This is a genomic window from Coprococcus sp. AF16-5 (assembly GCF_003479365.1).
Lineage (GTDB): Bacteria > Bacillota > Clostridia > Lachnospirales > Lachnospiraceae > Coprococcus > Coprococcus aceti.
Genome location: NZ_QUGZ01000009.1, coordinates 24394 through 37667, shown reverse-complemented (window position 1 = coordinate 37667; position 13274 = coordinate 24394). Strand labels below are relative to the sequence as shown.

Sequence of the window (13274 nt, the reverse complement as noted above, 5' to 3'; positions counted from 1 at the left end):
GTCTCCAAAACTTTTGGTGGGAGTTCGATTCTCTCATCCCCTGTTTGTTAGGCGTCAGAAACCTTGATTTTACAAGGCTTCTGGCGTTTTTTGTTTATATATGAAAAGTTGACTTAGCCGTACGGCTTATTGTATAATCAGAACTATACAAAATTAGCCGTTCGGCTTATTTGCAAAGCGTATATATATATAATTTAGCCGTACGACCATATGATGCGTATGAAGTTATGTGTTGATAATTTGATATAGAAAGACGAGGAATATGTATGAAAATAATAGATTCAAAATCTTTGGGTGAGGCAATCAGAATAAGAAGAAAAGAACTGAAATATACTCAGGCTTATATAGCAGAATTTACAGGATTTAGTGTAAGTTTTATTTCTGATTTGGAAAGAGGTAAGGCTACAGCAGAAATTGGAAAGGCAATTACAATTATCAATTTACTGGGAATGGATATTCTCGTAGAAAAGAGAGGTTAGAATATGAGAAATTTGGGGGTTTGGATAGAGATTGGTGGCTTGCAGACATATGTAGGTCGTATAATTGGAGAAAAAGAAGAAGATGCTAGATTCTCATATGCAGAAGAGTATTTATCTGGTAACATAGCCAGACCGATATCAATTCATTTGCCATTATCTGAAAATGCATTTTCCGTTGATGATACAAGGAATTTTTTTGAAGGTTTGTTACCTGAAGGATTTACCAGAAGATGTGTGGCTGGGTTATTGCATACAGACGCAAATAATTATTTGTCATTATTAGCCGGGTTAGGTAATGAGTGTCTGGGAGCAATAAAAATTACAGATGAGAATAACGAAGTAGTAAATGCAGATTATCAGAAATTGACAATTGATGAGGTTAGTCAGTTGGCAAGAGAAGGAGCAATGGAGACTGCGGAGTTAGTCACAAAGTCACATTTGTCACTTACAGGAGCATCTGGAAAGGTTGGGTTATATTATGATGAAAATAATAAAGATTGGTATTTACCAAAAGGGGCAGCGCCAAGTACACATATAGTAAAGCAGAGTCATGTAAGGCTTGACGGAATAGTTACAAATGAGCAGTTGTGTATGATGACGGCAGGAAATATGGGAATAGAGATTCCTGAAAGTTTTATAGTCAATGTCGGGGATGGCAGAGATGAGGAAGTTTTGCTAGCAACTAAAAGATATGATCGTGCAATAAAGGACGGATTAAAAAAAATCAATGGGTTAAGTGTTCCGTACAGGTTACATCAGGAAGATTTCTCTCAAGCGATGGGAATTTCGGCGCATAACAAATATGAGAGTGATAATGCCGGATATTTAAAAATGATGTTTGAGATCATAAGACAGAAATCGTTCAACCCAATAGCAGATCAATTGAAAATGTGGGATATATGTATATTCAATTACCTAATAGGCAATACAGATAATCATATCAAAAATGTTTCATTGCTTTATGATGAAGAGTTGAAAACAGTACGCTTGGCACCGGCATATGACATATTGAGTACGGTAATATATACAAGCAGTACCAGAGATATGGCATTTAGTATTGGGAATGAGTATGATATTAAAAAGATCACCAGAGATTCATTTAGAAGAGAAGCGGCTAACATTGGACTAGGAGAGCAAATGGCTATGAAGCGGTTTGATTATTTGGCAAATGCTTTTCCGGATGCGCTGAATAAAGCATGTGATGAATTACTGGGCAAGGGATTTAACAAGGCGATTGATATTTATGAGAGAATTAGGGACAAGAGGAGAGAGTTTATTTCATAAGAAATACAAGATCAATGACTAATGCTTGGACTATGCAAGAAGGGACAGAACGTTTTAGTAAAATACGACAAAAACATAATAAGGATTTTGTTATGGGTTATGCGTTTAACCTTTGTAAAAATCAGATTTTGATTGTACCATGTAATTACAAATTCAGGTAAAGAGGGTATGGATATGATACATAACAGGGTTAGGATTGTGGATGTCGCAGATGCACTAGGACTTAGTACCGCAACTGTCTCAAAAGTGATTCATGGAAATACAGAAAAGATTTCAGATGAAACAGTAAAACGTGTTCAGCAGGAGCTTGAAAGGACAGGATATATCCCGAATATGGCAGGCATTCTGCTTGCGAGAAACAACTCAAAAATCATTGGAGTGGTGGTGAATGACCATGTGAAGTATGAAGGGAGGGTTTTAGAAGATGGATTCGTGATGGCATCACTGGCGAATGGATTATAATTCTCGCCAATGGAAGATATTTCAATGAATTGTGGAATCTTCAGTCATCCCTGGCGAAATGAAATTATAGTAATGGGAAAAGAACTGATTAAAAGGTTTGAAAAAAACAAGGAAATACTAGGACTTTAAAGATATGGAATTAAGACTATTACGCTATTTTCTGACAGTAGCAAAAGAACAGAGCTTTACAAAAGCAGCAGAACGATTGCATATTACCCAGCCAACGCTTTCAAGACAAATGGCGGCATTTGAAGAGGAGCTTGGAGTAACATTATTTATCCGTAGGGGGAAGAGAAGTTCACTCACTGATGAGGGAATTCTATTAAAAAGGCGAGCCCTGGAGATTCTTAATCTTGAGGAAATAACACTAGAGGAACTTAAAGGGAAAGAAACGGTAGTAGAGGGCACTATAACCATTGGATGCGGTGAATTTGCGGCAATGGAGACATTGGCGAAGATATGTAAAACGTACAAAGAAGAATATCCGCTGGTTCAGATTGCATTGCATACTGCAACAGCAGATGCAGTGTATGAGATGATGAGCAAAGGGCTTGTAGACATTGCATTGTTCTTGGAGCCAGTGGACACCGAAGGTTTGGATTATATCCGGATTACGGATTGTGATCACTGGTGTGTTGGAATGCGGCCAGATGATCCGCTGGCCCAAAAAGAGTTTATAAAAAAGGAAGATCTCATAGGAAAACCATTGATCCTGCCCGAAAGAGGAAATGTTCAAAGTGAACTCGCCAATTGGTTTGGAAAAGACTTTTCGAAACTGCAGATTGCTTTTACGAGTAATCTTGGAACAAATGCCGGAGTCATGGCAGCAAATGGATTGGGGTATCCGATATCAATCGAAGGTGCTGCAAAGTATTGGAGAGATGACATTCTTGTACAACGAAAAATTTTTCCTGAAATTACGACAAGTACTGTGATTGCCTGGAGACGAAACATTCCATATTCCCTGGCGGTCAGTAAGATGATAGAAGAAATAAATGCTTTTCAGGCATAGGAGAGAATTTAATTGACAAGACTCTTGAATTTGTATCCAGGTGGTAGGGGATGAAATACCAGTTATTGACAAAAAGTTATAAATGATATAGTATAGCAACAATTAAAAAGAGCTTGTCTCGGCACGTAAGAAGACTATAGATTTTGCTGTTTCTGAACATAACAGTTTTATCTATAGTCTTTTTATTTGGCAACAGGAGGTTGTATGAGTAAAAGAGAGTGGATAAAGAAGATAACTGTTATAATAATTGGTTCAGTCATTGCCGCATATGGTATAACCCTGGCATTGTATGCCGGATTTGGCGGTGCAACGCTTGCGGTATTATGGCAGGGAATATCCGGTACGTTTCATGTGAGTATCGGAGCAGCATCGTTCATCGTGGCGGTGATAATGATACTTTTTGTGCTCATATATGACAGATCGCAGATACATATAGGAACGATACTTTACCAGATCGTTTACAGCTTGTGTGTTGATCTGTTTGCGCAAATGCATGTCTACAGCAAATACATGTGGCTCAATATGTTGATCATGCTCGTCGGAATTGTGCTGTTTGCGGTGGGAACAGGACTGTATGCGGCAGCAGACCTTGGGCGTGGTTCATATGAGGCCGTGACATTTGCGCTTGCAGAGAAGAATCACTGGCAGGTGAAGAAAGTCAGAATGATACTTGATGCTGCCATGGTTGTGATAGGTGTGATCCTTGGGGGAAAGTTTGGTGTGTGTACGGTTGTTACTGTGATTATATCGGGGCCGATAATTCAGTTTACTGTTGGGAGAGCAAAGAGAATCATAAAACTATAAATTCTCTTTCCTATATTTATTCGGCGTAATCCCATAGTGCCTGTGAAACAACTCACAGAAATAGCTCGTACCGGAAAATCCACAGGCGTATGTCACATCGGTCACGGACATAGAAGAGTTTCTAAGCATAGCATATCCTTTTTCAAGGCGATAGTTGTTCAGGTATTGCATGGGTGATACCGACAGGTATCTCTGGAAAAGAGATGTGCATTTTGTTTTGCAGTAGCTTCCCCGGTCTGCATGTCATGCTCTATCCATTTATATCATATGTCATCTGCCCATCCATCATTATAATAAACTCAATATCGTCATGCCTGTGGCTGACATCCCTGTAGTCGGGATAGAGGGATAGCTGTTCCATCCTTATGTAGGCTGGAAATTGCAGAAGCTGAACTTCATGGATCGTTCGGATTTCGATGGCATATCAGAGGTCGTAAAGGAGCTGTTTGGCAAGTCTGATGGAGCTTGTGTCAACCCACCATTTTACTGCGATTACGGTTCACATATAGAAGTGGGCAAGAACTTCTTTGCAAATTACAACTGTACGATCCTTGACGTTGCAAAGGTGACCATAGGTGACAATTGTTTCATGGCGCCAAATGTAGCGATATACACAGCAGGTCATCCGATATATCCTGATGTGCGCAGTGCTATGTGGGAGTATGGCAAGGAAGTGACCTTTGGGGACAACGTGTGGATAGGCGGCAACACTGTGATCTGCCCTAGCGTGCATATTGGAAGTAACGTTATAATCGATGCGGGCAGTGTTGTTACAAAGGATATCCCTGATTGGGCAGTTGCAGCGGGAAATCCATGTAAGGTGCTTCGCATGATCACAGAGGATGACAAGAGAAGACTTTTCCGCGATGAGGAGATAGACGATGAAGCCTGGGCTGAGATCTGCCAGAAGCTGGGCTGGTAATGTTACACCACAGGTTCATTGAATTTCGCTGGGTGTCAGTGCATAATGAGAACAACGTGGGCTGACACGATTCAATCCGAGGTTACATTACTTGTGACCTATCCTGTTGCGAAAGATACAGGACGCTGGCAGGCAGCGAAAAACTTTGCTCCAATGCCGAACGTAAGGGTCGGTCTCGTTGTTCGGACAACAGAAAAATCAGTCACTAGAGGGTGGGAGTATTACTGAGGCAATACACCATCCTCTTAAATTTGTGCTGTTCATCATACTTAATATAACTTATGAATTTGTCTGATTGAATTTAAAATAATTAGTGCTAAAATGAAGTTGGTTAGGAAAAACTAACTAGATGAGTATACAGACGAAAGGTGGTTATATTTGTGATGAGCATTTTAATGAGTATAGGTCTTGTTGTTTACATAATATTACTTATAATAAGCTGTAAGAATAAGGGTAATAAGAAGATACAGATTGCAACGCAGTTGGTTCAGGGCGCACTATGGACTCTGCTTGCGGTGGACAACTGGCAGAATGGACACTTGATTACACTGATCGTATATGTGGTGATCATTGTACTTTCATTTGCAGGGGTCGTGCATTTGGTTGTTAAGAAGTAGGAGAGACTCAGATTAATATTGATTTGAGGTTGTGTCAGAGGAGATGATGTGGTTATGTCATATGAAGAGTATAAAAACATGAATGTTCGTATAGAACTGCTAGAAATTCTGGCTGAGGCAGAAGATGATGTGAGAAATGTCAGGGTTGCCCCTGCATCCGAGACATTTGGCGATTTGAGAAAAATGCTTCAAGAGGGGTGAGCTGTTTTAAAAGTCTGCTTAGGCGGTTGGCGGTGCTGTTGGTCACAATCCAATATCAATCGTCATCCCGTGTCACAGAGTAGTCGGTACAAATGGAAGTTTGACCGGTTATGCAGGTGGAATAGACAAGAAGATCAAGCTGCTGGAGATAGAGAAAACAGATATGAAAGATTTATTCAGACCTAAGAAAGGAGCAGATCAGTTTATGCCGCACACCCTGCAGACCTCATGAACCCAGCGGTCGGCGTCAAGCAGCAGTTCTTCGTGCTGCAGATCAAATTCACAGATATCCGGATCGGCGAAACACTTCCTGTAACGCTCAAGATATTTCTCACCCATTTTCTTGGCGTAGAATACGTGGATAGTCGTTCCGGGTACGTTTATGTGTTCTCCAACGCTTGTGTACAGGTCGGTGCAGAACTGATTCTTCATGGACTCCTTGGATATGAATGAAAAGTCTATTCCACTTCCTTTGCCCATGATCTCCATGAATTTCTTCATATATTCAGAACTGTCATTTCCTTCGTTCATTTTCTTCTCAAATACTTTTTTCAGAATACCGCTTTCCTTGCCGGTGATAAAAGGATAGAACATAGGCATCATGATGGCTGTCTCAAGCTTTGCCAGCCACTTTGGCGCCTGATTCATGTCGCTGGAACCAATGATCCCATGATCTATATGTATATTCTGACGCCCGATCAGGAGAGAGACAAATGAACCTCCGAGGGAACAGCCGTATGCTGCAAACAGCTTTCCGTCAAGTTTATCTTTGATGTAGTTCTCAACCTTCAGAACTTCGTCAAGCTCTGAAATAAATGTAGAATTCTCCGTATCGTCAAATCCACTGTAGCTGACAACCAGAGTATGAAAGTGCTCCTGAAGCCCATCAAGAACGTGTCCAAAGTTGGTTTTCCAATAGCAGCAGGTGCCAGGAAAGAGCATGATGCTCGGTTTATTTTTATCCCCGAATTCGTAAATTTTCATAAAAATATTCTCCCAATTGTTTGTTAATGTGCTAAAGTCAAACACGTTAGACATACCTAACTAATACAGATACTAGCACTGGCGAAAGCGACTGTCAATGTAAGTTCCTAATTGTCCCATATCTCCGGAATCAATGCCCTTGTCTTGACTTCAATTAAAACATAACGGTGTTTTGATATATTGTAGAACAGCATATCAATAAATTTTTTAGTACCTCCGACAAAAAAAGGTATTCTTTGCTGACAAAAGCAAATTCACGATTTAATTCAAGAAGAATTTTTTTGGAATTATCCATGATTGCATCTTTCAATTCTTTTTCATCATACCCTTCTCTGAGATTAAGAAAATGCAAAGAGGAAAGTCAGAGAATGAGAATTATTACTATTTTCTTGACAATAAAATAAAAACAGAATATAATCTTTATTGAGAACTAATCCCAATAATGAGCGGCGACAAGCAGGAAAAATGCCATTCAAAAAAATCTTGATATATTGGTAGAGGAAGGTGCATCAAGAAAGGTTGAAGTTCCCGATGGACCGAACCGGTTTGATTTCACATTGAGAAATCACTACCATGTCAGGTGTGTAAAGTGCAGTGAGATTTTTGATGCGGATATGGATGAAATTACCGAATTTGCTGGAAAAAATTCGTAACATTCATGGAATTGAATTTTTGGATTATGATATTTCATTTAAAGGAATTTGCCCGAAATGCAGGGAGAAAAATAGTAAAGAAAACGGAGGTAAAAGAGATGGCAGTAAACAAATATGCAGGAACACAGACAGAGAAGAATTTACAGGAGGCATTTGCAGGAGAGTCTCAGGCGAGAAATAAGTATACCTATTTTGCTTCTGTAGCGAAAAAGGAAGGCTATGAGCAGATGTCTGCATTATTTTTAAAGACCGCAGATAATGAGAAAGAACATGCAAAGATGTGGTTCAAGGAATTAGCAGGAATTGGTGATACAAAGAAAAATCTGGCGGCAGCTGCAGAAGGCGAGAATTATGAGTGGACAGATATGTATGAAGGCTTTGCGAAAACAGCCGAAGAAGAAGGTTTCCCTGAGCTTGCAGCAAAATTCAGAGCAGTAGGAGAAATTGAGAAGCATCATGAGGAGAGATATCGTGCACTTCTTAAGAATATTGAAACTGCACAGGTATTTGAAAAGAGTGAAGTTAAGGTATGGGAATGCCGTAACTGCGGACATATCGTGGTAGGAACAAAGGCTCCTGAGGTATGTCCGGTATGTAATCATCCACAGAGCTATTTTGAAGTACATGAAGAGAATTATTAAGGAGATGAGATTATTACGAAAAAGCAAGTGATTAATTCAAAAAAAGCAGTAATGATAGGCTGTGGTTTTGTCGGTTCTGCGTCAGTCTTTGCTTTAATGCAGAGTGGCTTGTTTACAGAGATTGTCCTTATCGATGCAGATAAGAACAAGGCAGAAGGAGAAGCGATGGATATCAGTCATGGTATTCCATTTGCGAGTCCGATGAAAATATATGCCGGAGATTATGATGATGTGGCTGATGCTGCAATTGTTGTCATATCTGCCGGAGCGGGACAGAAACCGGGAGAGACAAGGCTTGATCTCGTAAATAAAAATGTAGCAATATTTAAGTCAATCATTCCTGAAATAGCAAAGAGAAATTTTGCAGGTATCATGCTTGTAGTTGCGAATCCGGTAGATATCCTGACTCAGGTAGCCATAAAGTTATCAGGACTTCCAGAAAACAGGGTTATTGGATCGGGTACTGTGTTAGATAGTGCCAGATTAAGATATAAGCTTGGTGAGCATTTATCTGTGGACAGCAGGAGTGTTCATGCATTTATAGTAGGTGAGCATGGAGACAGCGAAGTTGTAGCATGGTCATCAGCCAATGTATCTGGTGTTCCATTAAGTGAAATGTGTGAAATGCGTGGACATTACAAGCACAAGGAAAACACGGCAGAAATAGCTACAGCAGTCAAGAACAGTGCTTATGAGATTATAAACAAAAAGCACGCTACATATTATGGAATTGCAATGTCTGTAAAAAGAATCTGCGAAGTGATTATGAGAGATGAAAAATCAATACTTCCTGTATCACACATGATTCATGGAGTATATGATATTGACGGCGTATCGTTAAGTATGCCAGCTATTGTAGGTGCAGATGGTATTGAGTCTGATATACCTATTAATTTAAGTGGCGAGGAAGCGTTAAAGCTTAAGGAATCTGCAGATTCATTGAAAAAGATTATGGAGACAATTGAATTATAAATTTTACACATGGAAGGAGAAAAAGGCATGGAAGTAAAGTATTATATATGTAAGCATTGTGGAAACATTGTTGAAAAGGTAAAGGATAAGGGTGTACCTGTAATTTGTTGCGGAGAACCTATGCAGGAATTAAAAGCCGGAGTGACAGATGCTGCTGTCGAGAAGCATGTACCTGTATATACTATAGAAGGCAGTCATGTTCATGTCGTGGTCGGAGAGACAAAACATCCAATGCTTGAAGAGCATTTCATTGAGTGGATTACATTAAATACAAACCAGGGAATATACAGAAAACAGTTAAATCCAGGGCAGGAGCCGGTAGCAGATTTTTGCCTTTGCGATGGTGAACAGGTAGAAGAAGTATATGCATATTGTAACCTGCATGGATTATGGAAATGCTAAAATATCAGTAAGCTATCAAATTTATTAGTAACTCATAAATTTGCTGATATCTTACCAGATGGGAGCAGATATAATATCATGGGTGCATCAAAAACAAAGGAGATGTGCTTATGCTTACAGAATCAGTGATAAAATTATTAAAAAATGAAATGTGGGATCTTGCCACATGCTCAGATGGTTAGCCGAATGTTGTGCCTGTTGCATTCAAGGATGTGACAGAGTATGGCAAGCTTGTGGTTGGTGATGTGTTCCTTGAGACAACTCTTGTGGAGACTATAATAGGGCTACGTCGTACAGATTCGTGAAAATCCTTGAATTTACGCACTTTTGCAGCTTTTTCAATTTCGGCAGAACCGATGTGAAAAGGCATAAAAAGCAGATAGTGGACAGAATTCATGTCGTTGTCGGCTATAGAGTCGACACGAGGGATACAATATTCTTTGATGAATAAAAGTGAATAAAATAGCCAATTTGGCAGGGATATTTAATTACAAAATATTGAATATCCCTGCCTTTTATTTTTCTATTCAAGGAGGTGTCAATATGTTAAAGATAAGGCTTCAAGGGACAAAAAATGACATACGTTGGTTTGTACGTTTACTTCAGAGAGATAAACGATTTGAAGTGAATAATGTTTCGACTTTTTTCGATAATGTTGGAACAGATAAATATAAACGTGTGTATGCAGAAGTATCAAGAAAGAAAAAGGATTCTGGTAAGAAACCAAGTAACGTTATGCAGGTAGAAGAAAAATGTCGCTATGTAGGAAGTGGCATGGTGATTCGATAGGAAATGGAGGTACAACGGTATGTGTAAAGTAATAGCAATCGTGAATCAAAAAGGTGGAGTAGCAAAGACTACGACAACAGTAAACTTAGGTATAGGTTTGGTAAGAGAAGGCAAGAAGGTACTACTTATAGATGCGGATAGTCAGGGATCCCTTTCATCAAGCCTTGGCGTGGCAGAGCCTGATGAGCTTGATGTTACTCTCTCGACGATCATGGGTAAAGTGATCAATGATGAAGATTATGGAAAGCGGGAAGGGGTTATTGTACATGAGGAGGGAGTATCTTTTCTTCCATGCAATATCGAACTTTCCGGACTTGAAGTTACCTTGGTGAATACCATGCGGAGAGAGTACATATTGAAAGAGTACATAACAAGTGTGAGAAACTTGTATGACTATATCCTGATTGACTGCAATTCCAGCCTTGGCATGGTGACAATGAATGCCCTGACTGCGGCTGATTCAGTCATCATACCGATAGAAGCAGCGTACCTTTCCGTAAAGGGGCTGCAGCAGCTTATCACTACCCTTGGCAGGACAAAGAAATATCTGAATCCGAATCTTGGGATAGAGGGAATCGTTTTCACAAAGATGGTTGGACGTACCAATTACGCAAAGGAAATCAAGTCCATGGTGGAAGAAATCTATGGCAAAAATGTCCGTGTGTTTGGTGCGGTTATCCCACATTCTGTGAGAGCGGCAGAGACTTCCGCAGAGGGTGTGAGTATATTCAAGCATGACCCAAGAGGAAAAGTTGCGGCGGCGTATAAGAAGCTCGCAAAGGAGGTGCTTGCAGATGAATAAATCCAATAGTGCTTCCAAGATAAAGATGAAATCATTTGACGATCTGTTTGGTACAAACGAAAATCTGGAACAGGCAAATGCAAATGGTGGTGAGATTCGTGAGATACCTTTAGCCAGTTTGCATACATTCAGAAATCATCCGTTTCAGATTCATGAAGATAAGCTTGAAGAAATGGTAGAGAGTGTCAGACAGTATGGCGTGCTTGTCCCGGGAATTGCGAGAATGCGACCACAGGGCGGTTATGAAATCATTGCCGGACACACAAGAAAGGCTGCCTGTGAACTTGCCGGTCTTGATACCATGCCGATGTTCATTCGCAATCTGAATGATGATGAAGCTACCATTGTCATGGTGGACAGTAACATTCAGAGAGAAGATATCTTTCCAAGCGAAAAGGCAAGGGCGTATAGTATGCGTTACTATGCCATGAAACATCAGGGAATTAAGGGAGATAAGGGTAGTAGCCTTGATATCATGAGTGAGGAAACCGGCGAGAACGCAAAGAAGATTCAGCGATATATCAGACTTGCAAAGCTCTCTGATGAACTGCTTGACTTTGTTGATCGGAAAAAGATTGGCTTTATTCAAGGAGTGGATCTTTCGTATCTGAATGAGGAACAGCAACAGTGGGTACTCGATATAATACTCGACAGGAATGTATTCCCCAATATAGAACAGTCAGCAAGACTAAAGGCATTCTGCCGGGAAAATATGCTTACACAGGAAGAAGTGAGGAACATCATGCTTCCGGAACAGGTGTCAGCGAAGCCGAGAAAAGTAACATTCAAGGCAGACAGACTGGATGACTACTTTGATGATGAATACACAGAAGAGAAGATTACAGAGGTTATAATAAGCCTTTTGGATGAATGGAAGAAAAGAGGTGAGAAGGCATGACAAACATCGTAAATACCGGTAATGCGTCGGTGGATGCGCTGGCAGATATGAACATTAGTGGCAATGTTACACCGGTAAATTGGTATAAAACAATTTTGCGTGAAAATGGCAAGCCATATCTTCTCGCTATCTGTGTGTTGTCGGAAATCGTGTACTGGTATCGTCCCGTGGAAGTACGGGACGAGCATAGCGGCATGACAATTGGTTACAGAAAAAAAGTTTCGAGAGGATTTGCTACAGAAAACCTACAATGATTTTGCCGAGCAGTTTGGAGAATCACGGAGAAGTGTGAAGGCAGCGTTTGACAGACTAGAGGAAATCGGTGTGATCCGTCGTGAATTCCGTAACATAGAAACAAATAGCGGAATGGTCTTAAATAATGTCATGTATATTGATCTATGCGTTGATAGACTTTACACATGTACATATCTGGACATACCAGGAGATGACGAAGATGTAGAAAACACAGGGGAAGAAATACAAAAACAGGCTGAAAACCAAGCAAATAAGCCTGTTACAAAATTTTGTACCTCCTCATACAAAACTTTGTATGACCCTCCTACAAAATTTTGTACCACCCCCTACAAAACTTCGTATGACCCTCCTGCAAAATTTTGTAACACCCTCCCACAAAACGATGTACCACCTCATACAAAGTTTTGTAAGACAAATACAGAGAATACTACAGAGAATACGGAGGAGATTACCTATCCTATCATTCCATCAGGCACAGGCGTGAAAACTGATACGATGGATAGGATGGATGAAGTGCGCTCATTTATCAAAGACAATATTGATTATGACGTATTGCTTCAGTGCCATCCTACAGAGAAGATGGACATAAACGAATTGGTGGAGCTGATGGTTGAGACCATAGCGGTTAAACAGCCAGTAATCCGTATCAATAAATATGATTTCCCATATGATGTTGTTCGGAGCAGATTGGAGAAGATAGATTTTCATACGATGGAGTATGTGCTGGAATGCCTTCGCAACAATACTACAAAGGTACGCAACATACGAAGCTATATGCTCACGACACTGTATAATGCTCCTGTAACATGTAGTAATTACTATAAAGCAGAAGTAAACCATGACTTCTATGGTAAGTAACGATTCATAGCTGCTGGAAACAGCAGTTGGCTATATATTTTTCACCTTCCCTTCCTTTTGAGGGGCAGGAGGGCACACCTGCCTCTCGTTTTAAGGAGATTGCTGCAAGCATGATTCTTTGATATAATCAATGCAACAGTTTTACAAATCGAAATTTGTAGGATTAGTAAATCTCGATTTTGGGAAATACAAGAATGTGTCTCATTATGGTTTTAATGCGGTTTGTAAGGAGAAACAAT

The 13274-nt window shown here is 40.0% G+C and carries 17 protein-coding genes and 4 pseudogenes; 18 read left to right on the top strand and 3 right to left on the bottom strand.

Annotated elements, in window-relative coordinates; translation table 11 throughout:
- Positions 1-266 precede the first annotated feature (266 nt).
- From DWW70_RS14075 to DWW70_RS14050, 5 genes and pseudogenes are all read left to right on the top strand, one after another.
- Positions 267-479, top strand: coding sequence for a helix-turn-helix domain-containing protein (locus tag DWW70_RS14075; protein ID WP_004853489.1), 213 nt, complete (start codon positions 267-269; stop codon positions 477-479).
- A 3-nt stretch (positions 480-482) separates the two neighbouring features.
- Complete coding sequence (locus DWW70_RS14070; protein ID WP_118650090.1) at positions 483-1763, top strand: type II toxin-antitoxin system HipA family toxin; 1281 nt, start codon at positions 483-485, stop codon at positions 1761-1763.
- 174 nt (positions 1764-1937) lie between these two features.
- A pseudogene (locus DWW70_RS14065) lies at positions 1938-2210 on the top strand (LacI family DNA-binding transcriptional regulator); the annotation flags it as partial.
- A 148-nt stretch (positions 2211-2358) separates the two neighbouring features.
- Positions 2359-3237 carry a LysR family transcriptional regulator gene (locus tag DWW70_RS14055; RefSeq protein ID WP_118650087.1) on the top strand — a complete coding sequence of 293 codons (879 nt, stop codon included), beginning with the start codon at positions 2359-2361 and terminating at the stop codon, positions 3235-3237.
- Between the two features lie 204 nt (positions 3238-3441).
- On the top strand, positions 3442-4041 hold the full coding sequence (locus DWW70_RS14050) for a YczE/YyaS/YitT family protein (protein ID WP_118650086.1): 600 nt from the start codon (positions 3442-3444) through the stop codon (positions 4039-4041).
- On the opposite strand, the pseudogene DWW70_RS15605 reads toward DWW70_RS14050, so the two are convergent.
- Positions 4036-4245: pseudogene (locus DWW70_RS15605) on the bottom strand (helix-turn-helix transcriptional regulator); the annotation flags it as partial. The gene DWW70_RS14050 and the pseudogene DWW70_RS15605 sit on opposite strands and share 6 nt — an antisense overlap.
- Positions 4246-4438: 193 nt before the next feature.
- On the opposite strand from DWW70_RS15605, the gene DWW70_RS14040 reads away from it, so the two are divergent.
- From DWW70_RS14040 to DWW70_RS15540, 4 genes and pseudogenes are all read left to right on the top strand, one after another.
- Positions 4439-4963 (top strand): sugar O-acetyltransferase, encoded by a 525-nt coding sequence (locus DWW70_RS14040; protein WP_118018508.1) that lies wholly within the window; start codon positions 4439-4441, stop codon positions 4961-4963.
- A 383-nt stretch (positions 4964-5346) separates the two neighbouring features.
- A complete protein-coding gene (locus DWW70_RS14035; RefSeq protein WP_147360153.1) occupies positions 5347-5580 on the top strand; it encodes a hypothetical protein in 234 nt (77 codons plus the stop codon).
- A 54-nt stretch (positions 5581-5634) separates the two neighbouring features.
- Positions 5635-5781: a hypothetical protein gene (locus tag DWW70_RS14030; protein ID WP_238051945.1), complete on the top strand. Its 147-nt coding sequence runs from the start codon at positions 5635-5637 to the stop codon at positions 5779-5781.
- Positions 5782-5803: 22 nt separating this feature from the next.
- Positions 5804-6013: pseudogene (locus tag DWW70_RS15540) on the top strand (methylated-DNA--[protein]-cysteine S-methyltransferase); the annotation flags it as partial.
- Here DWW70_RS15540 and DWW70_RS14020 read toward each other — a convergent pair.
- A complete protein-coding gene (locus DWW70_RS14020) occupies positions 5980-6765 on the bottom strand; it encodes an alpha/beta hydrolase (protein WP_118650083.1) in 786 nt (261 codons plus the stop codon). The pseudogene DWW70_RS15540 and the gene DWW70_RS14020 overlap by 34 nt on opposite strands.
- A 154-nt stretch (positions 6766-6919) precedes the next feature.
- Positions 6920-7060: a hypothetical protein gene (locus DWW70_RS15600; RefSeq protein ID WP_442872035.1), complete on the bottom strand. Its 141-nt coding sequence runs from the start codon at positions 7058-7060 to the stop codon at positions 6920-6922.
- A gap of 181 nt (positions 7061-7241) precedes the next feature.
- Here DWW70_RS15600 and DWW70_RS15535 point away from each other — a divergent pair.
- The 9 genes and pseudogenes from DWW70_RS15535 to DWW70_RS15530 form a co-directional block, all read left to right on the top strand.
- Positions 7242-7509: pseudogene (locus DWW70_RS15535) on the top strand (Fur family transcriptional regulator); the annotation flags it as partial.
- Between the two features lie 7 nt (positions 7510-7516).
- Positions 7517-8059 carry a rubrerythrin gene (gene rbr, locus DWW70_RS14005; protein WP_044998372.1) on the top strand — a complete coding sequence of 181 codons (543 nt, stop codon included), beginning with the start codon at positions 7517-7519 and terminating at the stop codon, positions 8057-8059.
- A gap of 27 nt (positions 8060-8086) precedes the next feature.
- A complete protein-coding gene (locus DWW70_RS14000) occupies positions 8087-9031 on the top strand; it encodes an L-lactate dehydrogenase (protein WP_021739968.1) in 945 nt (314 codons plus the stop codon).
- A 27-nt stretch (positions 9032-9058) separates the two neighbouring features.
- On the top strand, positions 9059-9433 hold the full coding sequence (locus DWW70_RS13995) for a desulfoferrodoxin family protein (protein WP_022216261.1): 375 nt from the start codon (positions 9059-9061) through the stop codon (positions 9431-9433).
- Between the two features lie 543 nt (positions 9434-9976).
- The gene (locus tag DWW70_RS13985) at positions 9977-10222 is read left to right on the top strand and encodes a hypothetical protein (protein ID WP_118650082.1); all 246 of its coding nucleotides are present in this window, start codon (positions 9977-9979) and stop codon (positions 10220-10222) included.
- A 19-nt stretch (positions 10223-10241) separates the two neighbouring features.
- Positions 10242-11024 carry a ParA family protein gene (locus DWW70_RS13980; protein WP_008400179.1) on the top strand — a complete coding sequence of 261 codons (783 nt, stop codon included), beginning with the start codon at positions 10242-10244 and terminating at the stop codon, positions 11022-11024.
- Positions 11017-11922 (top strand): ParB/RepB/Spo0J family partition protein, encoded by a 906-nt coding sequence (locus tag DWW70_RS13975; protein ID WP_118650081.1) that lies wholly within the window; start codon positions 11017-11019, stop codon positions 11920-11922. Before DWW70_RS13980 ends, DWW70_RS13975 begins: the two co-directional genes overlap by 8 nt.
- Positions 11919-12176 carry a hypothetical protein gene (locus DWW70_RS15285; RefSeq protein WP_243017733.1) on the top strand — a complete coding sequence of 86 codons (258 nt, stop codon included), beginning with the start codon at positions 11919-11921 and terminating at the stop codon, positions 12174-12176. The genes DWW70_RS13975 and DWW70_RS15285 overlap by 4 nt, the downstream gene beginning before the upstream one ends.
- A gap of 496 nt (positions 12177-12672) precedes the next feature.
- Positions 12673-13035 carry a DUF6017 domain-containing protein gene (locus tag DWW70_RS15530; protein WP_243003514.1) on the top strand — a complete coding sequence of 121 codons (363 nt, stop codon included), beginning with the start codon at positions 12673-12675 and terminating at the stop codon, positions 13033-13035.
- Positions 13036-13274: the final 239 nt, after the last annotated feature.